A 22,167-nucleotide genomic window follows, 5' to 3' on the forward strand; every position below is an offset into this window, starting at 1 on the left:
CTCGCCCACCTGCCAAACCTTTTGCCCGGAGCAAAACGGATGGCACACGACGACACATCGAATCCTCTCGCCAACGAGGCGCTGACACCGCTGCCGGCGTCGCAGCGCGTCTTCGGCTGGCACGACCATGCCTCGCTCTGGTTCAGCCTGGGCGTGGGCCTCCTGGTGATGCAGATCGGCGCCTACCTGGTGCCGGCCGTGGGCACGCGCGACGCGGCGATCGCGATCGCGCTGGGTTCCTGCCTCGGCGCCGCGCTGCTGGCCTGGACCGCGCGCCTGGGCTGCGAGAGCGGCCTCGCCAGCGCGGGCCTGATGCATGCCACCTACGGCAGCGCCTTCGCACGGCTGCCAGTGCTGCTCAACATCGTGCAGCTGGTGGGCTGGACCACCTTCGAGCTGGTGATCATGCGCGAGGGCACGCAGGCCATCGGCCAGTCGGTGGCCGGGCCATGGCTCGGCAGCGCCTGGGGCGGCGTGGCGACCACGCTGCTGTGGGGCGCGGTGCTGCTGGCGCTGCTCGCGGGCTCGATGGTGAAACTGGTGCGGCGCTTCGTGAGCCGCTTCGGGCTGCCGCTGGTGGTGCTGTCGCTGCTGTGGCTGAGCTGGCAGTTCGCAACCCAGTTGCATGCCAAGGGCTTCGATGCCTTCTGGGCCCGCCCGGGCGACGGCAGCATGGGCATGTTCGGCGCCCTCGACCTCGTGATCGCGATGCCGGTGTCGTGGCTGCCGCTGGTGGCCGACTATGCGCGGCATGGCAAGCGCAGCACCGGCGGGCTCGGCAGCGCCTTCAGCGGCACCTGGATCGGCTATGCGCTGGCCAACATCTGGTGCTATGCGCTGGGCGTGATGGTGGTGAGCGTGGCCGAGCCCGGCACCAGCCTGGTGACGGCGCTGCTGCTGGCGCAGGGCGGATTGGTGGCGCTGGGCCTGATCCTGATCGACGAGCTCGACAACGCCTATGGCGACGTCTACTCGGGCTCGGTCTCCACCCACAGCCTGCTGCCGCGCTGGAGCGTGAAGCGCTGGGGCCTGCTGCTGGCCGTGCTGTGCATCGCGCTCGCGCTGGTGCTGCCGATGCACACGCTCGAGCCCTTCCTGCTGCTGCTGAGCTCGGTGTTCGTACCGCTCTACGGCGTGATCCTCGGGCGGCTGGGCGGCGGCCGCGCGGTGGCGCCGGCCGGCGCGCGTCCCAAGGTCGACCTGGCGGCGGCGCTGATCTGGATCGCGGGCATCGCGGCCTACCACGCGCTCGCGAAATGGGCGCCGCAGTTCGGCTCGGCGCTGCCGACGCTGGCGCTGACCTTCGTGCTGGCCTGGCTCAGCCGGCCGAAGATCGCAGCGGCAGGCGCTGCGTCGGCACTGGCGCAAAGCCGTGGTTGAGCGGGCCATGACCGGCGCCGACCTGCACGTCGACAGCGGCCGCCATCGCGCCGAGGATGTAGGCACGCGCGCGCTCGACCGCCTCGGGCAGCGGCGCGCCCAGTGCCAGGTGCGCGGCGATGGCCGACGACAGCGTGCAGCCGGTGCCGTGCAGGTTGCGGCTCTCGATGCGCCGCGAGGCCAGGCGCGTGCGTTCGCCACTGGATTGCAACAGCACGTCGACCACCTCGCTGCCCGGCAGGTGGCCGCCCTTGAGCAGCACGGCGCGCGCGCCCAGCGCCAGCAGCTCGTCGGCCGCGCCGTCGAGCGCGCCGATGCCGTCGATCGCATGGCCGATCAGCAGGGCCGCCTCGTCGAGGTTGGGCGTGATCACCGCGGCGCGCGGGAACAGTTCGCGCACCAGCACCTGCACCGTCTCGGCCGCGATCAGGCGGTCGCCGCTGGTGGCGACCATCACGGGGTCGAGCACCACGTTCGGCAGGCGGTAGTGGTCGATGGCCCAGGCCACGACCTCGACCACCTCGGGCGCATGCAGCATGCCGAGCTTGACCGCGTCGACGCCGATGTCCTCGACCACGGCCTGGATCTGTGCCTTGAGGAAGGCCGGCGGCACGCCGTGGATACCGGTGACGCCGAGCGTGTTCTGCGCGGTGAGCGCGGTGATGGCCGTCATGCCATAGCAGCCGAGGGCCGCGAAGGTCTTGAGATCGGCCTGGATGCCGGCGCCGCCGCCGCTGTCGGAGCCGGCGATCGAGAGCACGCGCGCATAGCGCTGAGTGGGTCCTTGGGTCATGCCGAAAATTATCGACGCGATTCGAAGGCGCAAGGAGCATCGCGATGAACCTGCCCTTCCGATCGGCGGCGATCCTCGGCGCGGGCCTCATGGGCCGGCTGATGGCCGTGACCCTGGCGCGGGCCGGCTGCCGCGTCGACCTTTACGAAGCGGGCAGCGCCGAGGCCGAAGGCGCTGCGGCGCGCGTGGCCGCGGCCATGCTCGCGCCGCTGGCCGAGTCGGCCGTGGCGCCGGTGCCGCTGGTGCGCATGGGCCACCACGCGCTGTCGCGCTGGCCCGAGCTGCTCGCGCCGCTGGCGCGGCCGGTGTTCTTCCAGCGCGAAGGCACGCTGGTGCTGTGGCACCGGCAGGATGCGAACGAGGCCGCACGGCTCGCGCGCGTGCTGGCCCACACCGGCACGCAGGTGCCCGAGCTGGCGCCGATGCGCACGCTCGATGGCGCGGGCATCGAGGCGCTCGAACCCTCGCTGGGCCGGCGTTTCGCCAGCGGCCTGTTCCTGCCCGGCGAAGGCCAGCTCGACAACCGCGCGCTGCTGGCCGCGCTGCTCGCGACGCTGCAGGCCGACGACAAGGTCACGCTGCACTGGCAATCGCCGCGCGCGCCCGAGGACTTCGCGCCCGGTTCGCCGGGCCAGCCCGACTGGCTGATCGACTGCCGCGGCCTCGGCGCCCGGCCGCAGTGGAACGCGCTGCGCGGCGTGCGCGGCGAGGTGATCCGCGTGCATGCGCCCGACGTGACGCTGGCGCGGCCCACGCGGCTCGTGCATCCGCGCTATCCGCTCTACATCGCGCCCAAGCCCGAAGGCCTGTTCGTGATCGGCGCGACCGAGATCGAATCGGACGACATGTCGCCCGCGAGCGTGCGCTCCACGCTCGAACTGCTGAGTGCCGCCTATGCAGTGCACAGCGGCTTCGCCGAGGCGCGCATCGTCGAGATCGCGACGCAGTGCCGCCCCACCCTGCCCGACAACCTGCCCGCGCTGCGCCAGCCGCGGCCGCGCGTGCTGCAGATCAACGGCCTGTACCGCCACGGTTTCATGATCGCGCCCGCGCTGCTCGATGCCGCGATGGAGTGGCTCGCGCAGGGCCGCTCGCCGCTCGCGCAAGGCTTCGGCCTGGAGACCCCATGACGACGATGAACATCCTGATCAACGACAAGCCCTTCGCGCTGCCCGAGCACGCCACGCTGACCGATGCACTCGCCGCGCTGAACGCCACGCCGCCCTTCGCGGTGGCCGTGAACCGCGAGTTCGTGCCGCGCTCGGCCTATGCCGCGCGTGCGCTGCGGCCCGACGACCGCGTCGAAGTGATCCGCCCCGTGACGGGCGGCTGAACGAATTGATGGAGACAAGACCGATGACCACGACCCCGAACGACCCGCTGGTGCTCTACGGCGAGACCTTCCACAGCCGCCTGCTGCTGGGCACCGCGCGCTACCCCTCGCCCGACCTGCTCGAGGCCGCCGTGAAGCGCGCGAAGCCCGCGATGCTCACGGCCTCGCTGCGGCGCCAGACCGCGAACCAGGGCTCGGGCAACAGCGAACTCGGCAACGGCTTCTGGGAGCTGCTGCGCCGGCTCGAGGTGCCGGTGCTGCCCAACACCGCGGGCTGCCACAGCGTGCAGGAAGTGGTTGCCACCGCGCAGATGGCGCGCGAGCTGTTCGACACGCCGTGGATCAAGCTCGAGCTGATCGGCGACGACTACACGCTGCAGCCCGACACGCTGAACCTGGTCGATGCCGCCTCGCAGCTGATACGCGACGGCTTCAAGGTGCTGCCCTACTGCACCGAGGACCTGGTGCTGTGCCAGCGGCTGGTCGACATCGGCTGCCAGGCCGTGATGCCATGGGCCGCGCCGATCGGCACCGGCCGCGGGCCGGTCAACCCCTATGCGCTGCAGGTGCTGCGCGACCGGCTCGAGGTGCCGATGCTGGTCGACGCGGGCCTGGGCCTGCCCTCGCATGCCTGCCAGGTGATGGAGTGGGGCTTCGACGGCGTGCTGCTGAACACCGCCGTCGCGCTCGCGCAGGACCCGGTCGCGATGGCCGGCGCCTTCGCCGATGCGGTGCAGGCCGGCCGGGCCGCGCGCCGCGCCGGCGCCATGGCCGCGCAGGATGCGGCGCAGGCCAGCACGCCGGTGCTGGGCACGCCGTTCTGGCATCACGCGGGGTGAGCGGCGCCATGAACCACGAACAGCAACCGGACCGCGCGCGCGTCGCGCAGGAGATCGTCGCGGCGCATGGCCCGCGCTTCGGCACCGCCACCTCGGCCCCCGCGGCCGCCATCGCCTACAGCGCCGACGACGCCATCTACCGCGGCGCGCGACAGGCTTGCGGCGCGCTCGGTTTCATCGACATCGACGCCGAATGCATCGCACGCGCCTGGCGCGCGCAAAGCGAACGCCTCGGCGGCTTCGATGCGCAGCGCTGGCCCGACGCGCCCGTCGATTTCGGCCTGCGCGAATTTCCGCCGGCGGCGCGCGACAACGCCTTCGCGCCCTGCCCCGAGCAGCTCGGCCTCTATGCCGTGCTGCCCGATGCGGCCTGGGTCGGCCGCATGGCGCGCGCGGGCGTGCCGACGGTGCAGCTGCGCTTCAAGTCCGAGGACGCGGCGGCCGTGGCGCGCGAGGTTCACGCGGCCGTGGCGGCCGTGCAAGGCACCGGCGCGCTGCTGTTCATCAACGACCACTGGCACGTGGCGATCGAGGCACGCGCCTACGGCGTGCACCTGGGCCAGGAAGACCTCGATGCGCTCGCGCCCGAGGAGCTGCAACGGATCCGCGCCGCCGGCCTGCGCCTGGGCGTCAGCACGCACGGCTATGCCGAGATGGTGCGCGCCGACGCCGTAAGCCCGAGCTACATCGCGATGGGGGCGGTCTATCCGACCACGCTCAAGAAGATGGCGACCGCGCCGCAGGGCGTGGCGCGTCTCGCGGCCTACGCGCGCCTGCTGCATGGCTATCCGCAGGTGGGCATCGGCGGCATCGACGCGCTACGCCTGCCCGAGGTGCTCGCCACCGGCGTGGGTTCCGTCGCCGTGGTGCGCGCGCTGGTCGCCGCCGAGGACCCCGAAGGCACGGCCGCGCAATGGATGGCGGCCATCGACGCCCACCGCACCGCATCGGCTGCGAAGCCCTGAAACCCGACCGAATGACGCATCCCTCTCTTCTTCTTTCCCGCACCCCCATCGCCTGCGCGATGGCCGCCCTGCTCGCTGCTCACGGTGCCTTCGCCCAGGCACAGGACACCACCGCACTGCCCGCCGTGACCGTGAACCCGGCCGCCCTCGCGCCGCCGGCCGAGATCAGCGGCTTCGGCGACGTGCCGCTGCGCGAGCTGCCGCTGTCGGCCACCGTGATCGACAGCAACCAGCTGCGCGCGAGCGGCGCGCGCCGCCTCGCCGACCTCACGCAGTTCGATGCCTCGGTGACCGATGCCTACAACTCGGCCGGCTACTGGGACTACCTCACGGTGCGCGGCTTCGTGCTCGACAACCGCTTCAACTACCGGCGCGAGGGCCTGCCGATCAGCGCCGAGACCTCGATCCCGCTCGACAACAAGGAGCGCGTCGAGATCCTGCGCGGCACCAGCGGCATCCAGGCCGGCACCAGTGCGCCGGGCGGGCTCGTCAACTACGTGGTCAAGCGGCCGACCGAACACGATCTGCGCACCGTGCGCATCGAGACCACCAGCCGCGGCAGCCTGCTCGGCGCAGTCGACCTCGGCGGGCGCTTCGGCGCGCAGCGCGAGTTCGGCTACCGGATCAACGTCGCGGCCGAGAACCTCAAGCCGCTGGTGCACGACCTCGACGGCAACCGCAACCTGTTCTCGCTCGCGGCCGACTGGCGCATCACGCGCGATTCGGTGCTCGAGTTCGAGATCGAGAAGAGCCGCAAGACGCAGCCGAGCCAGAACGGCTACAGCCTGCTGGGCGCCCGGTTGCCGGCGCCGGTCGATCCGCGCATCAACCTCAACAACCAGCCCTGGTCGCAACCCTCGGAATTCGATGCGCTGACCGGCACGCTGCGCTTCAGCCAGGCGCTCAACGCCGACTGGCGCTGGAGCGCGCAGATCGGCCGCCAGCGGCTGCGCACCGACGACCGCCTGGCCTACGCCTTCGGCTGCGGCGCCGAGGGCAACTACGACCGCTACTGCAGCGACGGCACCTTCGACGTCTACGACTTCCGCAGCGAGAACGAGCGCCGCACGCAGACCGCGGGCAGCCTCAACCTCAAGGGCAACGTGATGACCGGCAGCGTGCGGCACGAGCTCGGCATCGGCCTGCTGCAAAGCCGCGTGCGCAACCGCTTCCAGAACCAGGCCTATAACTACGCGGGCACCGGCAACATCTGGGCGACCTCCTTCGTGCCGCCGGCGCCCGATGCCACCACGCCGCAGACCAACCGCGACGAGCGCTCGACCGAGCTCACCCTGCAGGACGCGATCCGCTGGAACGAGCGCTTCACCACCTGGGTCGGCGTGCGCCACACGCGGCTCGACCGCAGCAGCATCGGCAACGACGGCTCGAACCCGACCGGCTACAAGCAGGACGTGACCACGCCGTGGGTGGCCGTGAGCTACGTGCTGCGGCCCGAGCTGCTGGCCTATGCGAGCTGGGGCAAGGGCGTGGAATCGCAGGTGGTGCCGAACCGCCCCGACCTCTACGGCAATGCGGGGCAGGCGCTCGCGGCGCTCGCGTCGCGGCAATGGGAGCTGGGCCTCAAGGGCGGCAACGAGGCCTTCAACTGGCAGCTTGCGTGGTTCGACATCTCGCGGCCGCTGACCAACCTCGATGCCTGCGGCGAATCGTGCACGGTGCGCAACGACGGCCGCGCCGTGCATCGCGGGCTCGAGGCCGGTGCGCAATGGAACCAGGGGCCTTGGCGCCTCGGCGGCAGCGTGTCGATCATCGATGCGAAGCGCCGCGGCAGCACGGCCGATCCCGCGCTCAACGGACAGTCGCCGACCAACGTCCCCAAGCAGGTGCTGCGCGCGCAGGTCGCCTACCGCGTGCCCGCGGTGGCGGGCCTCGAGATCGCGGGACAGCTGTCGTACGAAGGCCGGCGCAACGTGCTGCCCGACGGTTCGATCCGACTGCCGTCGTGGACGCGCCTCGATGCGGTGCTGCGCTACGACACCAAGCTCAACGGCGTGAACACCAGCTGGTCGCTGGCCGTCGACAACGTCTTCGATCGCCGCTACTGGAAGGAATCGCCCTACCAGTTCAGCCACGTCTACCTGTTCCCGGGCGCGCCGCGCACGTTGCGATTGGGCGTGAGCATCGCGCTCTGAACTTTTTTAGCGAAAAGTTGCGTCGGTTTGCCAGACCCTCAAAAACGACGCTATAATCTGAGGCTTGTTCCTCGATAGCTCAGTCGGTAGAGCGCCGGACTGTTAATCCGTAGGTCCCTGGTTCGAGCCCAGGTCGAGGAGCCAAAACAAGCCGCAAGGCTACTGGATGCCCCGCTACTCACAAGGTAGCGGGGCATTTTCCTTTGTGCTCGCGCATCGACCTGCAAACACGTGCCGATGATCGAATGCGGCGACACGATCGACGGCCGATCGCACGCATCGCATCCGCTCTTTCTTCATCGCCCGCATGCAGCGCGATGACGCCGCCATCGACGAATCGCGCGGACAAAAAAAAGCCCGGCATCGGACCGGGCTCAAGCCTTCTTGCAGTCAAGCATCAAAGGGACGGGCAACCCGTCAAGGAGAATGGAAAGTGGTGCGCCGCGCGCCTGCCATGGGATGGAGTTTACTGTATATTTGTACAGTCCTCTCAACCCAGGAGTACTGCCATGCCCCGCATCGAACAACCGGTGGTCGTGCCCAACTACGCGCTGACCGACGCCCTCTCGTGGATCTCGAAATTCGCCCATGCCTGGAAGGCGATCGAGCCCGCGCCCGCCACGCTCAGCATCGACGGCTTCATCATCTGGGGGCCGGTGCTCTACGAGAAGCACAGCGCCGAAGATCCGGTGCAGCTCGCGGCACGCCTGTTCGGCAGCTCGGGGCCCTACTTCCGGTACCTGTACCCAGGCGCGGCGGCCGCGGCCAATCAGGGGTGAAGCGTTGGGCACGAGGGTGCATGTCTTGGCAGACGCGGGAATGTCGGAGAATCGTGCGATGAACTGGCATGCACCGTCCCTCCTGGCCCTCCTGTCGATCCCCTGCGCGCTGGCCATCGCCGGCTGCTCGACGCCCCCGAACGAAGTGATGCAGTTCCGCGAAGGTGTTCTGCGCGCCACCACCTACACGCAGGCGCAGCTGTACTGCGACAACAAGAACCAGACCCCGCGCTGGCTCGGCAAGGCACCGGCCGAGAGCGGCGTGCTGTTCCGCTGCGATTGATGCGATGAGGCAAGCCGCGCGCTGAGCCGCGGCCTTGCAAAGACAGGCATCGTCGGGCTCGCACCGATCCCGCGACACTCGATCCACTCCGGCCGGCAAGCATTGCGCTTGCCGGCCTTTTCATTTCCGACGGTCCGATCAGTGCGCCGTGAGACCGCCACCGCCGGTCGCGTCGCGACGGGTCTTCGCGTTGTCGATGGTCGCGCTGACCGAGCTGGTGTTGATGGCCAGCGCCACGAGCACGGAGCCGACGAAGGCCGGGTCGGTCGAGCCGCTGAAATCCGAAGCGCCCGCGATGGCCAGGGCCTGCTGCACCTGCTGGCGGGTGAGTTCGGCTGCCGCTTCTCCAACGACGTTCTTCTTGGTGGTTGCCATCTGAAAACTCCTGATTCTGGAAGTGAGGAAAAAACAAAACAACGCCAGCCGACTGCAGGTCGCGTGAGATCCATCACGCGCCACAACCCTCCGCCAACGATGAAATGTTAACTGGAGGTCAAAAATACGACGAAGGTTTTCATCGAAAATGCACAGCGAAAACGCCCTCGCCGTGCTCATCTTTCCTGAAGATTTCAAGATGGATAATCGCGCCTCGCTCCGCCAGCCGGCGCATCGCGCAAGCCCTCGGGCCTTGCCGTTCGCGCATCGCTTCAGGCGGCGCGTTTCGAAGATGGGCCACCTTCCAAGAGCCCCCGTTCGAGCCGAGGTCGAGGAGCCGTTTTCCATCCCAGGCCATGCCGAAATCCGCCCCGCGGACGACGCGCATGCGCACATGACTTTCGACACTGGCGTACCGGATGACCGGTCCGTATCGTCGCGCGGTCGCTTGCGACGCGGTATCGAATCGGGAGCTCGTATTGGCCACGCGGTCCCACCTTCGGCTGTTCGATAGGGGCGCCTGCCGCGCAGGCGCCGTGTTGTTTCACTTGATAGATCGGGACATGGCTTTTTCCAAACTTTCTCTCGCAAGCGCACTGGCCGGCCTGCTGGCCCTCTCGGGTTGCCAGACCATGGACATGCAGATGGGCAGCCAATCGGCCAAGACCGTGGCCACGGGCAGCGCGGCCGGCGCCGCCACCTCGGGCGAAAGCAGCGCGCTCGAGCGCTGCGACTCGCCGCTGGGCACCGTCTCGCTGATCGAGAACGTCAATGCCGGCTGGTACACGGTGCTGACCGGCGAATACAAGCTGCCGCCCACCGCCAACCTGCTGCGCCTGCTGGTGCAGCAATCGAACTGCTTCGTGGTGGTCGAGCGCGGCGCGGCCGGCATGAACGCGATGACGCGCGAACGCGCGCTGCAGCAGTCGGGCGAGATGCGCGGCGGCAGCAACTTCGGTCGCGGCCAGATGGTGGCGTCGGACTACGGCCTGTCGCCCGAGATCGTGTTCAGCAACAACGACGCGGGCGGCCTCGGCGGCGCCATCGGCGGGCTGGTCGGCGGCGGCCGCGGCCGTGCCATCGCGAGCCTGGGCGCGAACCTGCAGACCAAGGAAGCCTCGGCGCTGCTGACGCTGATCGACAACCGTTCGGGCGTGCAAGTCGCGGCCGCGGAAGGCAGCGCCTCGAAGACCGACTTCGCGGGCTTCGCCGACCTCGCCGGCGGCCGCGCGGCCGGTGGCATCGGCGGCTACACGCGCACGCCGCAGGGCAAGGTGATCGCGGCGGCCTTCATGGACGCCTTCAACCAGATGGTCCGTTCGCTGCGCAACTACAAGGCGCAGACGGTGCGCGGCCAGGGCCTGGGTGGCGGTGGCCGCCTCGGCGTGGATGGCGGCGCGGCGCCGTCGCAGACCTACGTGCCGGCCGAGCAGCCGACGCGCCGCCGCAAGTAAGCGCGGCGAGCGACGAGCACCGTCGCGCGAGCCCCGCCGCCGCCAGGCCGCGGGGCTTTTTATCGCCCGTCTTTCAGAGATGCCGCGTCTCGGCCGGCGGGTTGAACCAGTTGTTGTTGCGCCCGTCCATGTACATCACGGGCGCGGCCACCAGTTCGTCGGGCGTGGCGTCGTCGAGGCAGCTGACGTTGATGCTGACGTACTTGCCGCCGACCTCGGCCACGTCGCCGCGGCCGAAGGGCCGCACGCCGCAATGGCGGCAGAACAGGTGGTGCGTGCTGTACGAGCCGAACTGGTAGCTCGACAGCTCCTCCTCGCCACTGACCATCCGGAAGGCCTCGGGCCGCACGATCGCGCCCCAGTTGCGCGCCTTGGCGCAGATCGAGCAATTGCAGCGGCCGGTGCCGGCCGCGAGGTCGATGTCGGCCTGGAAGCGGACCTTGCCGCAGTGGCAGCTGCCGTTGTAGGTCTTGAGCATGGGCTTTTCTCCTGGGGGTCTGAGGTGTTGGAAGGCCCGAAGACTAAGGTCCATTGCGGACAGATCCTGTCCTCGATCGCAGGCATCATCGCGTCCATGCTCTCCGCCACCGCCCGCCTCATCCGCCTGTTGTCGCTGTTCCAGGCCCAGCGCGCCTGGACCGGCGCCGAGCTCGCGCGCCGCCTCGAGATCACCGAGCGCACCCTGCGCCGCGACGTCGACCGTCTGCGCAGCCTCGGCTACACGGTCGACTCCACCTCGGGCGTGGCCGGCGGCTACCGGCTGGGCGCGGGCAACAGCCTGCCGCCGCTCTTGCTCGAGGACGAGGAAGCGATCGCGGTGGCGGTCGGCCTGGGCGTGGGCCCGGCCTCCAGCGACGGCGGCAACGACATCGAGAACGCCTCGATGCGCGCGCTGGCCAAGCTCGAGCAACTGATGCCGCCGCGGCTGCGCCGCCGGCTCGACAAGCTGCGCGCCACGGTGGTGCCGGTGCTGCAGAAGCGCTCGGACATCCGGCTCAAGGCGGTGTCGCTGTTCGCCGAGGCCTGCGCCGACCGCGCGCTGCTGCGCTTCGGCTACCGCGACCACCACGAGGTCGTCAGCAGCCGCCGCGTGGAGCCGCACCGCGTGGTGCAGACCGGCCAGCGCTGGTACCTGCTGGCCTGGGACACGGACCGCGAGGACTGGCGCACCTTCCGGCTCGACCGCATCGTCGACCCCGAGCCCACCGGCGCGCACTTCACGCCGCGGCGGCTGCCGCACGGCGACATCGCGGCCTACATGCAGCACGCGCTGCAGATCTCGCCCTACCTGCACCATGCGCGCGTGCTGGTGCATGCGCCCGTGGCCGCGCTCGACGGGCAACTGTCGTGGGTCGGTGGCGTGCCCGAAGCCGTGGCGCCCGACCGCACGCGCATCCAGACCGCGGCCAATTCGCTCGATGCGCTGGCGGTCTGGCTCGGCTGCCTCGGGCACGACTTCGAGGTCGAGTCGCCGCCCGAGCTCGGCGCGCACCTGCAGCGGGTGGCATCGCGGCTGGCACGCATGTCGGGCCGCTGAGCGCGGCGGTCCGCTCCTCCACGTATCCCACGTATATAGGATGGGCACGGCGCGCGCCGGCCCCTACGCTGCGGAGTCCACCCACCCGAGGACCGCAGCCCCCGCGCCATGGCCATCGACACCGCAGCCGCCCCCCTTCTCTCGACCACGCAGGTCGCGCTGGTCGAGGACGACACCGGCATGCGCGAACGCCTGGCCCGCGTGGTCGATGCCGATCCCTCGCTGACCCTGGCCCACAGCGCCTCGACAGCGACCGAGCTGCTGGCCTGGCTCGAGGACAACGCGGTCGACGTGCTGCTGGTCGACCTGGGCCTGCCCGACCTGCCGGGCCTGCAGGTCATCGACCGCTGCCGCAGCATGCAGCCGGCCTGCGCGGTGATGGTGCTGTCGATCTTCGGCGACGAGGCCAACATGCTGCGCGCCTTCGAGGCCGGCGCCAGCGGCTACCTGCTCAAGGACGGCACCGAGAGCGAGCTCGCGGCCCACATCCGCCACCTGCGCGCGGGCGGCTCGCCGATGTCGCCGGTGATCGCGCGGCAGCTGCTGCGCCGCTGGCAGGCGCGCACCGACGCGCCCCTGCATGCCGGCGCCAGCGCGCTGGTGGGACTGGCCCAGGGCACGATCGGCTCGGCCATGGCATCCTCGGCGCTCCCGCGCACGCCGCCGGTGCGGTTGTCGCCGCGCGAATCGGAGGTGCTGGACCTCGTTTCCCGTGGTTTCACCTATGCCGAAGTCGGCGCGCAGATGGGAGTCTCGGCTTCGACCGTCCAAACCCATATCCGCAATATCTACGGCAAGCTGGATGTCCACAACAAGTCCGAAGCCGTGTTCGAGGCGCGCAACCTGGGCTGGCTGCCCTGAGCATCCTTCCGCCGCCTCTTCGTCCGATCTGCGCTTCCTGTTCGCCCTGGTCGCCGCGCTGCTGCTGATCGCCGGCCCGGCCGCCGCCAGCAGTACCGGCGGCGGCACCGCCACGCCCTACACCGTCACCAGCGCCGAGGCCCGCCTCGAGCCCGACGGCCTGCCCGCCGAGGAGCGCCGCGTGCAGCTGCCGTTCCGCTGGGACCAGGCCTTTCCGGGCCGCGGCGGCAAGGCCACCTACCGCATCGCCCTGCCCGCGGCGGCGGCGCCCGCGAGCGAACCGGCCGCGCTGCTGTTCGCGGGCGTGGGCAACCAGGTCGCGATCGAGTTCAACGGCACGCCGCTCGCGGGCTTCGGCACGCTGGGCGATCCGTCCTACGACACCAAGGGCACGCCCTTCGTGCCGGTGGCCGCCTCGCTGCAGCGCACGGGCGCGGCGCAGGAACTGGTGATCCGCACCACCGTGCAACGCCAGCGCGGCGCGGCGCTGGCCACGCTGCAGTACGGCACCGAGCGCGAGCTGCTGCCGCGCTACCGCGTCTACCAGCGCTGGCGCCACACCTCGGTGATCGCCAACGCGGCCATCCTCGCGCTGATGGGCTGCCTGTCGGGCGCGCTCTGGCTGCGCCAGCGCGAGGCGCTCTATGGCTGCTTCGCGCTCGCCGCGCTCTCGGGCCTGCCGCACAACGTCGACCGGGTGCGGCCCGACATGAACCTGCCCTGGCCGCTCTGGGGCGTGGTGATCGCGGTCTGCTATGCGCTGCACATCGGGCTCATCACGCGCTTCGTGCTGCTGGTGCTGCAGCGCGGCCCGGCGGGGCTGGTGCGCGCGCTCTACGCGGCGATGGGCATCGCGGTCGCGAGCGCCATCGCCTCCTTCGTGCTGGCCTGGCCGGCGCTGTGGACCGCCGGCCTGGTACTGCTGAACCTCACGGGCGTGGCCTGCCTGCCGGTGGTGGCGCGCAGCGCCTGGGTCGAGCGCCGCACGATCGCCATGGTGCTGCTGCTGGCGGGCGTGCTCGCGATCCTCGCGGGCATGCACGACCTGCTGCTGGTGCGCATGGGCTTCTTCGGCGGCTCCGACACCGCGCAGACGCCGCGCGCGATGTTCTTCTTCGTGCTGATCCTCGCGGGCCTGGTGGTCGACCGCTACAGCCGCACCGTGGCCGACTACGGCGCGCTCAACGCCACCCTCGCCGAGCGCGTGGCCGAGCGCGAGGGACAGCTGCGCGTGGCCTTCGACGCGCTGCGGCTGCAGCAGCAGGAACAGGCCGTGCTGCTCGAGCGCCAGCGCATCATGCGCGAGATCCACGACGGCGTCGGCTCCCAGCTCGTGGGCCTGCTCAATGTCGTGACCCAGCCCGCGCCCGACCGCGCGGTGGTCGAGGAGCACGTGAAGCTCGCGCTCGACGAGATGCGCATGGCGGTCGACTCGCTGCAGCCCACGCACGACGACCTCGCCACCGTGCTCGCCACCCTGCGCTACCGGCTGCAGCCGCGGCTGGACGCGGCCGGCATCGCGCTGGTGTGGGACGTGGGCGTGATCCCGCCGGTGGCGCCGTTCTCGGCCCAGGCCGCGCTGCAGCTGCAGCGCATCCTGCTCGAGGCCTTCACCAACGTGCTCAAGCATGCGCGCGCCACGCGCATCGTGCTGCATGCGCGCTGGCAGGCCGAGGCGCAGCCGCCGCGCGTGCACATCGTGCTGACGGACAACGGCGTCGGATTGCGGCCCGCGGGCACCGCGCCGAAGACGACGGGACATGGCATCGCGAACATGCGGGCGCGCGCGCTGAGCATCGGCGCGCGGCTGGAGATCGCGGCGGTCGAGCAGGAAGAGAACAGCGCCGGCGGCACGCGCATCACGCTCGAGTGGCCGGGCGCGATCGACTGCCCGCAGCACTGAACGCGGGCGCTGGACTCAGCGCAAGGCGAAAGTCAGCGCCACCGCGCCGAGCGCCAGCAGCGCCAGGCCCGCGATGAACACCACCTCGCCCCAGGCCTCGAGCCGCGCGCCCGAGCGCCGCATGCGCATCGAGATGAAGGACAGCAACGCGCTGGCCAGGAAGACCAGCGCGTCGACCGCGAGCAGCCGATCAATCACCAGCCGCAGATCGTCGCGCGGACCAAGGTGCCCGATGGACATCACGGTCATGCACACGCCGATCATGGTGGCGGAGGTCGGCAGGATGTGGGCCGACAGCCCGTTGGCGGCGCTGTCGGCAGGGTCGAGGCGTTCGGCCTGCGGGGCCGAAGACCGTCGGTGCGGCGGCTTCATCGGTCGTCGCGCGTCGGGGTCCGGCCCGGGGCGGTCAGCCGATGCGCACCGGCACGAAGATCTTGTCGTCGCCGCGCTGGATCAGCAGCGCCACCGACTTGTCGGCCTTCGCGACCACCTCGCGCACCTGCTCCACGGTCTTGGCGGGCGTGCCGTTGATCGCCAGCAGCACGTCGCCGGCCTGCACGCCGGCCATCGCCGACGGGCCGGCCGCGTCCTCGATCAGCAGACCGGTCTCGACCGCGGCCTCGCGCTTCTCGTCGGGCTGCAGCGGACGCAGCGCCAGGCCCAGCTTGCCCTGGCCGGTGGCCTTGTCGGCCTTCGCGACCTGGGCCGGCTTGTCGCTGGCATCGCCGAGCTTCGCCGTCAGCTCCTGGCGCTCGCCCTGGCGCCACACCTCGAGCGTGACCTTGGTGCCGGGGGCCTGCTGGCCGATCACCGCGGGCAGGTCGCCCGAGGACACGATGGGCTGGTCGCCGACCTTGCGGATCACGTCACCGGCCTTCAGGCCCGCCTTGTCGCCAGGGCCGCCCTTCTCGATGTTCGAGACCAGCGCGCCCTCTGGCTTGTCGAGCTTGAAGGAATCGGCGAAGGCCTGGTTCACTTCCTGCACCGCCACGCCGAGGCGGCCGTGCACCGCCTTGCCGGTGGCGACGATCTGGTCCTTGACCTGCACCGCCACGTCGATCGGGATCGAGAACGACACGCCCTGGTAGCCGCCGCTGCGGCTGTAGATCTGCGAGTTGATGCCGACCACCTCGCCGCGCGTGTTGAGCAGCGGGCCGCCCGAGTTGCCGGGGTTCACCGCCACGTCGGTCTGGATGAAGGGCACGTAGCTGTCGTCGGGCAGCGTGCGGCCCTTGGCGCTGACCACGCCGGCCGTCACGGTGTTCTCGAAGCCGAACGGCGAGCCGATGGCCAGCACCCATTCGCCGACCTTCAGGTCCTTGGTGTTGCCCAGCGCGAGCACCGGCAGGTTCTTGGCGTCGATCTTGAGCACCGCGATGTCGGTCTTGGCATCGGCGCCCAGCACCTTGGCGCGGTATTCGCGGCGGTCGGTGAGCTTGACGGTGACTTCCTTCGCGTCCTTCACCACGTGGGCGTTGGTCAGGATGATGCCGTTGGCGTCGACGATGAAGCCCGAGCCCTGGGCCCGCACCGGCACGTCGCGCTGCTGCTGGCCGCGCGGGTTGATCTGGCCCTGGAAGCGGCGGAAGAACTGGAACATCGGATCGTCGGGATCGATGCCCTGGATCTGCGCGGCCTCCTCGTCGTCCGAGGCCTTCATGGTGCCGGTGACGCTGATGTTGACCACGGCCGCGCCGTCGCGCGCGGTGATGGTCGAGAAGTCGGGCAGCGTGACCATCGCGGCCGGCGCGGTGGCGGTGGCATTGGTGGGCGTGCCCACGGCGCGCGCGCTGGTGTAGGCGCCGGCGCCGACGGCGCCGATCACGCCCGCGGTGGCCAGGGCCAGGACCAAGGCACGGGGCGAAGTCAGTCGGGTGTTCATGGATCGGTTCCTTTCATTGCGTCGTGACGCTGATGCGATGGAAGGAATGTCGTTGCGCTCGCTTAAGCGCCGCTTAAACGCCGCTGAACGATCCGGCCGGGCGCGGCCGCGGTGTCAGGCGTGCTGCGGAAAGCGCACCACCACCCGCAGCCCGCCCAGGCTCGGCGAGGCATCGAGCGCCACGCTCGCGCCATGCAGCTCGGCGATCGACTTGACGATCGAGAGGCCCAGCCCGCTGCCCGGCGCCTGCGGCTCGCCCGAGCGGTAGAAGCGGTCGAGCACGCGCTCGCGCTCGGTGGGCGGCAGGCCCGGGCCGCTGTCGTCGACGCTGAGCTCGACCGCCTCGCCCTGGCGCGTGATCGCGATGTCGACGCGGCCGTCCTCGGGCGTGTACTTCACGGCGTTCTCGAGCAGGTTGCGCAGCAGCATGCGCAGCGCCTCGGGCTGGCCCTTCACCGCGGCGCCCTCGTCGGCGCGCGCGATGCCGATGTCGATGCGCCGCGCCTGGGCCGCGGCCACGGCGTCCGACACGGCCAGCCGCGCCACCTCCGCGAGCACCACCGGCTCGGGCGGCGCGCCGGTGGCCATGCTGGCCTCGTGGCGCGCGAGCGCGAGCATCTGCTCGACCAGCCGCGTCGCGCGGTCGATGCCCGCCACCAATCGGCCGATGGCGAGTTCGCGCGCGCCGTCGTCGGTGGCGCGCTGCAGGCCCTGCATCTGCAGCTTGAGCGCGGCCAGCGGCGAGCGCAGCTCGTGCGCGGCGTCGGCCACGAAGTGCTTCTGCGCCTCGAAGGCCTGCCGCACGCGGTCGAACAGCAGGTTGAGTTCCTGCACCAGCGGGCGCACCTCGTCGGGCAGTTTCTCCTCGCTCACGGGCGAGAGATCGTCGGCCTGGCGCGACGCCACCTGGGTGCGCACGCGCGCCACCGGCGCGAGCGAGCGGCTCACCACCCACCACACGACCAGCATCAGCAGCGGCGCCATCAGCGCCACCGGCGCGACGGTGCGCAGTGCCAGGGTGCCGGCCATGTGCTGGCGCGCCGCCATGTCCTGCGCCACCTGGATCACCAGCCCGCGCGTCTGCATCGAGAACACGCGGTAGGTGGTGCCGCGCGCGCGCACGTCGGCGAAGCCCAGCACCGCGAGCTGCGGCAGCGCGGCCTGGTCGGCCGACTCGAAGATGCGCACGCCGTCGGCGGTCCAGACCTGCACCACGAAATCGAAGTTCTGCTCGGCACCGCCGAGGCCGCCCACCGCCGCGCTGGGCGGCAGGCCGGCGCGCAGCGACAGCGCCATCTGCTGCATGTGGTAGTCGAAGATCTCGTCGGCCTCCTTGAGCACGGTGCGGTAGGCCACCAGCGCCTGCGCGCCGGCCGCCAGCACGATGGCCGCGAGCAGGAACCACAGCAGGCGCGCGCGCAGCGAGCCGGTCATGCGCGCGGCCAGTCCCATCACACCCCTCATGCCGCTCACGCCTTCGGCACCATGTAGCCGACGCCGCGCACGTTGCGGATCAGCTCCGCGCCGAGCTTCTTGCGCAGGCCGTGCACGTAGACCTCGACCGCGTTGCTGCTGATCTCGTCCTTCCAGCTGTAGAGCTTCTCCTCGAGCTGCGCGCGCGACAGCACCATGCCGGGCCGCGCCAGCAGCGGCTCGAGCACGGCCCATTCGCGCGCCGACAGCACCACCGGCTGGCCGGCCACGCTGACCTCGCGGGTGGCGGGATTGATGCTCACGCCCATGTGCTCGTAGACCGGCTCGGCGCGCCCGGCCGCGCGGCGCAGCAGAGCGCGGATGCGCGCCAGCAGCTCGTCGAGGTCGTAGGGCTTGAGCACGTAGTCGTCGGCGCCGGCGTCCAGGCCCTCGATGCGCTGCTGGATCGAGTCGCGCGCGGTGGCGATCAGCACCGGCATGCGCTGCTTGCGCGCGCGCAGGTTGCGCAGCACCTCCAGGCCGTCGCGGCGCGGCACGCCGAGGTCGAGCAGCACCAGGTCGTAGTCCTGGGTGCGCAGCGCCGACTCGGCGCTGTCGCCGTCCTTGACCCAGTCGACCGCGTACTGCTCGGCACGCAGCAGGTCGAGCACGGCTTCGCCGATCATCACGTCGTCTTCGAGGAGCAGCAGTCGCATGGCGGGTTCCTGGTGTTCTGGTTTGGCGGTTCGAGGCGGTGGGACCGGGCGAAGTTCAAAGCAGCGCGCGCACCTCGCGCGCGGCCTCGAACAGCAGCGGCAGCATGTCGCGCCGCACGGCCTCCTCCTGGTAGCGCGCGCCCGACAGCACCACGTTGAGCGCGGCCACCGTGTGGCCCTGCATGTCGCGCAGCGGCACGGCCAGCGCCTGCACGCCGAGCTCGTGCTCCTCGCTCGCGAAGCAGTGGTCTTCTTTTCGAGCGCGCGTCACTAGCTGGCGCAGCGCGCGCGCCTGGGTGGTGGTCTGCGGCGTGAGGCGCGCCAAGTGGCGGCCCGTGAGCCAGCGCGTGAACTCGGCCGACGGCAGCGCGGCCAGCAGCACGCGGCCGGTGGAGGTGGCATGGGCCGGCAGCCGCGCGCCCAGGTGCAGGCCATAGGCCAGCACGCGCGTGGGCGTGCCGTAGCTGCCGCTGCGCGCCACGATCACCACCTCCTCGCCGTCGAGCACCACGGCCGAGAAGGATTCGCCGGTCTGCGCCGCGAGCCGGTTCAGGGTGGGCTGCAGCGCGCGCGGCAGGCGCGACGAGGCCAGGTAGCTGCCCGAGAAGCGCAGCACCTTGGGCGCCATCCAGAAGTAGCTGCCGTCGGTCTCGAGGTAGCCCAGGTGCGCCAAGGTCAGCAGGTGCCGGCGCGCCGCGGCGCGCGTGAGACCGGCGCGCTCGGCCGCCAGGGTGGCATTGAGGCGCTGGCGCTCGGTGTCGAAGCTTTCGAGCACCGCCATTCCCTTGGCGATGCCCTCGATGAAGTCGGCTCTGGCGATGGTCATGAGTGAGGCGAAGCGGGAAGTTGCGCGATCATCGCGCAGCCATTCGCATGATCGCACACAGCCGCATCGGCCGGCGTGCCAGGGCGGCGCGCGCGCCCTACGCTTCGCGGAACTTCTCGGAGACATCGACATGCGCACCCAGGTAGCGATCATCGGCGCCGGCCCGGCCGGCCTTCTGCTCGGCCAGCTTCTGTTCAAGGCCGGCATCGACAACGTCATCGTCGAACGCCAGAGCGGCGACTACGTGCTCGGGCGCATCCGCGCCGGCGTGCTCGAGCAGGTCACGATGGACCTGCTGGAACGTGCCGGCGTCGACGCCCGCGCCAAGGCCGAGGGCCTGCCGCACGGGGGCATCGAGCTGCTGTTCAAGGGCGCGCGCCACCGCATCGACATGCACGGCCTCACGGGCGGCAAGCAGGTCACGGTGTACGGCCAGACCGAGGTGACGCGCGACCTGATGGAAGCGCGCGCGGCCGAGGGCCTGGCCACGGTCTACAGCGCGGCCAACGTGAGCCTGCACGACTTCGATTCGCGCTCGCCGCGCGTGCGCTACGAGAAGGACGGCCAGACGCACGAAATCGAGTGCGACTTCATCGCCGGCTGCGACGGCTACCACGGCGTGAGCCGCGCGAGCGTGCCGGCCGATGCGATCCAGACCTACGAGAAGGTCTACCCCTTCGGCTGGCTCGGCGTGCTGGCCGACGTGCCGCCGGTGTCGCACGAGCTGATCTACGCCAACACCGAACGCGGCTTCGCGCTGTGCAGCATGCGCAGCGCCACGCGCAGCCGCTACTACGTGCAGGTGCCGACCGAGGAACGGGTGGAGAACTGGAGCGACGAGGCCTTCTGGAACGAGCTGCGCGCGCGCCTCGACCCGGAAGCGCGCGAGCGGCTGGTGACCGGGCCTTCGCTCGAGAAGAGCATCGCGCCGCTGCGCAGCTTCGTGGCCGAGCCGATGCGCTTCGGCTCGCTGTTCCTGGCCGGCGACGCGGCGCACATCGTGCCGCCGACCGGTGCCAAGGGACTGAACCTCGCGACCGCCGACGTGGGCTACCTGTCGCGCGCCTTCGAGATCTTCTACCGCGAGCGCTCGGCCTCGGCGCTCGACCGCTATTCCGACCTGTGCCTGCGCCGGGTCTGGAAGGCCGAGCGCTTCTCGTGGTGGTTCACCTCGCTGATGCACCACTTCCCCGAGACCGGTGCCTTCGGCCAGAAGATCCAGGAGGCCGAGCTCGACTACCTCGTGCATTCGCACGCGGCCTCGACCTCGCTGGCCGAGAACTACGTCGGGCTGCCGCTCGAGGACTTCTGAGCCTCGGCCTCGAGCTTCTTCTTCATCGCGGCCCCGCCCTCGTCCATCATGCCGGCGATGTAGGGCGCGAGTTCGTCGGGCAGCACGTCGGTGACCCAGACGAAACGCGAGCGCCCTTCGCCCGCGTCGAACACCTGCGCCGACGCATGGTGATGCCGCATGCGGCTGCCCGTGACGGTGTAGGCGATGCGGCGCAGCGATTCGTCGATCGACACCGGCAGCTCGCGCGCCACGCTGCCGTTGGAGAAGTCGAGGATGCGCGCGCCCTCCTCGTCGATGCGGCAGCCCGTGAGGAAGCCCGGCGCGAGCCGCTGGTGCACGGCGCGGAAGTCGCGCAGCGCGTCCCAGACCTGCGCCGCGCTCGCGGCGAGTTCGAATTCCCGGTGGATGGTGGCCATGGCGGGCTCCTTCGCGCTCAGGGATGGCGGCCTGCGCGGGCCGGGACTGTCAGTTCGATGGCGTGATGCATGGCGATGGCTTCCTGGTCGATGAATGGATCAGGCGCTCATCGTCGAGCAAGGCCGCGAGGCGGTCTTGGAGAATCTTGCGGTCGCCGCGCGCGGCACGGCGGAAGTCGCCCGGCGAGACACCGGCGGCGCGCCGGAAGGTGCGCACGAAATTGCTGAGGTCGGCAAAGCCCACGTCGAGCGCGATCTCGGTCACGGGACGGTCGCCGTCGGCGAGCAGGCGCGCCGCATGGCGCAGCCGCGAGCGCACCAGGTACTGGTGCGGCGTGACGCCCAGCACCTGGGAGAACAGCCGCAGGAAATGGAAGGCGCTGAGCCCGGCCTCGGCCGCGGCCTGCTCGAGGCCGATGTCCTCGTGCGAACCCTCGGCGATCCACATCGCGGCATCGACGGCGCGGCGCCGGTCGCGCGCGGGGGCCGCTCCGGGCCGCGGCGCATCGCGCCCTTCCACGAGATCGACGAAGCGATGGGCGAACTGCATGCCGACCTCGTCGACGCCGAGATCGCTGCGGCCCTCGACCGCAGCCTGCGCGAGTTCGCCGAGCACCATCAGCCCGGACAGCGGCGGCAGGCCGCCGGCCTGCCAGGTACCGCGCCCGCCGCCGATCAGCTCGACGAAGCCCGGCGAGAGGTGGAAGGCCAGGCACTCGTCGCCGCAGACATGGTGGTCGTGGGTGCAGACGTACTCGTCGCCCGGCGCGCCGACGAGCACCGAGCCGGCCACGAGCTCGTAGGCATGGCCGCGCGTGCGGTAGCCGAAGCTGCCCTTGCGCACGTACGAGACCGAATGGCCCTCGTGCATCTCGGCGAACGGCGGGGCATCGGGGCCCGCGTCGCAGCGGTAGCTCGAGACCCGGATCGGCTCGGTCTGCAGTTCGGTGACCACGAGCATGGTG

At 70.7% G+C, this 22,167-nt stretch carries 24 protein-coding genes and 1 tRNA gene; 14 read left to right on the forward strand and 11 right to left on the reverse strand.

Annotated elements, in window-relative coordinates; all coding sequences use genetic code 11:
• The first annotated feature begins 39 nt into the window (after nucleotides 1–39).
• A complete protein-coding gene (locus tag AC07PU_RS05180) occupies nucleotides 40–1,380 on the forward strand; it encodes a purine-cytosine permease family protein (protein WP_495315860.1) in 1,341 nt (446 codons plus the stop codon).
• On the opposite strand, the gene thiD is transcribed toward AC07PU_RS05180, so the two are convergent.
• Entirely contained in the window at nucleotides 1,319–2,173 is an 855-nt protein-coding gene (thiD, locus tag AC07PU_RS05185) for a bifunctional hydroxymethylpyrimidine kinase/phosphomethylpyrimidine kinase (RefSeq protein ID WP_495315862.1), read from the reverse strand. The genes AC07PU_RS05180 and thiD overlap by 62 nt on opposite strands.
• A gap of 44 nt (nucleotides 2,174–2,217) precedes the next feature.
• On the opposite strand from thiD, the gene AC07PU_RS05190 reads away from it, so the two are divergent.
• The 8 genes from AC07PU_RS05190 to AC07PU_RS05225 all read left to right on the forward strand — a co-directional run bounded on the left by AC07PU_RS05190 (nucleotide 2,218) and on the right by AC07PU_RS05225 (nucleotide 8,525).
• Complete coding sequence (locus AC07PU_RS05190) at nucleotides 2,218–3,303, forward strand: FAD-dependent oxidoreductase (RefSeq protein ID WP_495315864.1); 1,086 nt, start codon at nucleotides 2,218–2,220, stop codon at nucleotides 3,301–3,303.
• 5 nt (nucleotides 3,304–3,308) lie between these two features.
• The gene (thiS, locus tag AC07PU_RS05195; RefSeq protein ID WP_057596681.1) at nucleotides 3,309–3,506 is read left to right on the forward strand and encodes a sulfur carrier protein ThiS; all 198 of its coding nucleotides are present in this window, start codon (nucleotides 3,309–3,311) and stop codon (nucleotides 3,504–3,506) included.
• 23 nt (nucleotides 3,507–3,529) lie between these two features.
• Nucleotides 3,530–4,345: a thiazole synthase gene (locus tag AC07PU_RS05200; RefSeq protein WP_209540604.1), complete on the forward strand. Its 816-nt coding sequence runs from the start codon at nucleotides 3,530–3,532 to the stop codon at nucleotides 4,343–4,345.
• Between the two features lie 8 nt (nucleotides 4,346–4,353).
• Complete coding sequence (locus AC07PU_RS05205; protein ID WP_495315866.1) at nucleotides 4,354–5,310, forward strand: thiamine phosphate synthase; 957 nt, start codon at nucleotides 4,354–4,356, stop codon at nucleotides 5,308–5,310.
• Between the two features lie 59 nt (nucleotides 5,311–5,369).
• Nucleotides 5,370–7,463, forward strand: a complete 2,094-nt coding sequence (locus AC07PU_RS05210; protein WP_495315868.1) for a TonB-dependent siderophore receptor — start codon at nucleotides 5,370–5,372, stop codon at nucleotides 7,461–7,463.
• A 68-nt stretch (nucleotides 7,464–7,531) separates the two neighbouring features.
• A tRNA-Asn gene (locus AC07PU_RS05215) sits at nucleotides 7,532–7,607 on the forward strand.
• Nucleotides 7,608–7,972: 365 nt separating this feature from the next.
• Nucleotides 7,973–8,242: a hypothetical protein gene (locus tag AC07PU_RS05220; protein WP_093341440.1), complete on the forward strand. Its 270-nt coding sequence runs from the start codon at nucleotides 7,973–7,975 to the stop codon at nucleotides 8,240–8,242.
• A 58-nt stretch (nucleotides 8,243–8,300) separates the two neighbouring features.
• Entirely contained in the window at nucleotides 8,301–8,525 is a 225-nt protein-coding gene (locus tag AC07PU_RS05225; RefSeq protein ID WP_093341438.1) for a hypothetical protein, read from the forward strand.
• A 138-nt stretch (nucleotides 8,526–8,663) separates the two neighbouring features.
• Here AC07PU_RS05225 and AC07PU_RS05230 read toward each other — a convergent pair whose 3' ends face one another.
• Entirely contained in the window at nucleotides 8,664–8,900 is a 237-nt protein-coding gene (locus tag AC07PU_RS05230) for a hypothetical protein (protein ID WP_093341437.1), read from the reverse strand.
• A 139-nt stretch (nucleotides 8,901–9,039) separates the two neighbouring features.
• On the reverse strand, nucleotides 9,040–9,387 hold the full coding sequence (locus tag AC07PU_RS05235) for a hypothetical protein (RefSeq protein WP_495315871.1): 348 nt from the start codon (nucleotides 9,385–9,387) through the stop codon (nucleotides 9,040–9,042).
• Between the two features lie 76 nt (nucleotides 9,388–9,463).
• On the opposite strand from AC07PU_RS05235, the gene AC07PU_RS05240 reads away from it, so the two are divergent.
• A complete protein-coding gene (locus AC07PU_RS05240; protein WP_398497370.1) occupies nucleotides 9,464–10,354 on the forward strand; it encodes a CsgG/HfaB family protein in 891 nt (296 codons plus the stop codon).
• A gap of 73 nt (nucleotides 10,355–10,427) precedes the next feature.
• Here the strand turns inward: AC07PU_RS05240 and AC07PU_RS05245 are convergent, their stop codons facing one another.
• Nucleotides 10,428–10,832: a GFA family protein gene (locus tag AC07PU_RS05245; RefSeq protein WP_057592466.1), complete on the reverse strand. Its 405-nt coding sequence runs from the start codon at nucleotides 10,830–10,832 to the stop codon at nucleotides 10,428–10,430.
• 96 nt (nucleotides 10,833–10,928) lie between these two features.
• Here AC07PU_RS05245 and AC07PU_RS05250 point away from each other — a divergent pair, with 96 nt between their 5' ends.
• The 3 genes from AC07PU_RS05250 (at nucleotide 10,929) to AC07PU_RS05260 (ending at nucleotide 14,655) form a co-directional block, all read left to right on the forward strand.
• Nucleotides 10,929–11,891 carry a helix-turn-helix transcriptional regulator gene (locus tag AC07PU_RS05250; protein ID WP_431512574.1) on the forward strand — a complete coding sequence of 321 codons (963 nt, stop codon included), beginning with the start codon at nucleotides 10,929–10,931 and terminating at the stop codon, nucleotides 11,889–11,891.
• Between the two features lie 108 nt (nucleotides 11,892–11,999).
• The gene (locus tag AC07PU_RS05255; RefSeq protein WP_093341431.1) at nucleotides 12,000–12,752 is read left to right on the forward strand and encodes a response regulator transcription factor; all 753 of its coding nucleotides are present in this window, start codon (nucleotides 12,000–12,002) and stop codon (nucleotides 12,750–12,752) included.
• Nucleotides 12,694–14,655, forward strand: coding sequence for a sensor histidine kinase (locus tag AC07PU_RS05260; RefSeq protein ID WP_495315875.1), 1,962 nt, complete (start codon nucleotides 12,694–12,696; stop codon nucleotides 14,653–14,655). Before AC07PU_RS05255 ends, AC07PU_RS05260 begins: the two co-directional genes overlap by 59 nt.
• 15 nt (nucleotides 14,656–14,670) lie before the next feature.
• On the opposite strand, the gene AC07PU_RS05265 is transcribed toward AC07PU_RS05260, so the two are convergent.
• The 5 genes from AC07PU_RS05265 to AC07PU_RS05285 form a co-directional block, all read right to left on the reverse strand.
• Nucleotides 14,671–15,027, reverse strand: a complete 357-nt coding sequence (locus AC07PU_RS05265) for a hypothetical protein (protein ID WP_093341428.1) — start codon at nucleotides 15,025–15,027, stop codon at nucleotides 14,671–14,673.
• A 34-nt stretch (nucleotides 15,028–15,061) separates the two neighbouring features.
• Nucleotides 15,062–16,537, reverse strand: coding sequence for a DegQ family serine endoprotease (locus AC07PU_RS05270; RefSeq protein WP_093341427.1), 1,476 nt, complete (start codon nucleotides 16,535–16,537; stop codon nucleotides 15,062–15,064).
• 114 nt (nucleotides 16,538–16,651) lie between these two features.
• Nucleotides 16,652–18,001, reverse strand: a complete 1,350-nt coding sequence (locus AC07PU_RS05275) for an ATP-binding protein (protein ID WP_495315878.1) — start codon at nucleotides 17,999–18,001, stop codon at nucleotides 16,652–16,654.
• 5 nt (nucleotides 18,002–18,006) lie between these two features.
• The gene (locus tag AC07PU_RS05280) at nucleotides 18,007–18,666 is read right to left on the reverse strand and encodes a response regulator (protein ID WP_057592472.1); all 660 of its coding nucleotides are present in this window, start codon (nucleotides 18,664–18,666) and stop codon (nucleotides 18,007–18,009) included.
• Nucleotides 18,667–18,721: 55 nt separating this feature from the next.
• Nucleotides 18,722–19,492 carry an IclR family transcriptional regulator domain-containing protein gene (locus AC07PU_RS05285; RefSeq protein ID WP_495315881.1) on the reverse strand — a complete coding sequence of 257 codons (771 nt, stop codon included), beginning with the start codon at nucleotides 19,490–19,492 and terminating at the stop codon, nucleotides 18,722–18,724.
• Nucleotides 19,493–19,622: 130 nt separating this feature from the next.
• Between AC07PU_RS05285 and pobA the strand changes: the two genes are divergently transcribed.
• A complete protein-coding gene (gene pobA, locus AC07PU_RS05290) occupies nucleotides 19,623–20,804 on the forward strand; it encodes a 4-hydroxybenzoate 3-monooxygenase (RefSeq protein ID WP_495315883.1) in 1,182 nt (393 codons plus the stop codon).
• Here pobA and AC07PU_RS05295 read toward each other — a convergent pair.
• Both AC07PU_RS05295 and AC07PU_RS05300 read right to left on the reverse strand, forming a co-directional pair.
• On the reverse strand, nucleotides 20,774–21,202 hold the full coding sequence (locus AC07PU_RS05295; protein WP_495315885.1) for an SRPBCC family protein: 429 nt from the start codon (nucleotides 21,200–21,202) through the stop codon (nucleotides 20,774–20,776). The genes pobA and AC07PU_RS05295 overlap by 31 nt on opposite strands.
• Nucleotides 21,203–21,251: 49 nt before the next feature.
• Nucleotides 21,252–22,163, reverse strand: coding sequence for a helix-turn-helix transcriptional regulator (locus tag AC07PU_RS05300; RefSeq protein ID WP_495315887.1), 912 nt, complete (start codon nucleotides 22,161–22,163; stop codon nucleotides 21,252–21,254).
• Nucleotides 22,164–22,167: the final 4 nt, after the last annotated feature.

It is taken from the genome of Variovorax sp. GW821-FHT10D07 (assembly GCF_059415325.1).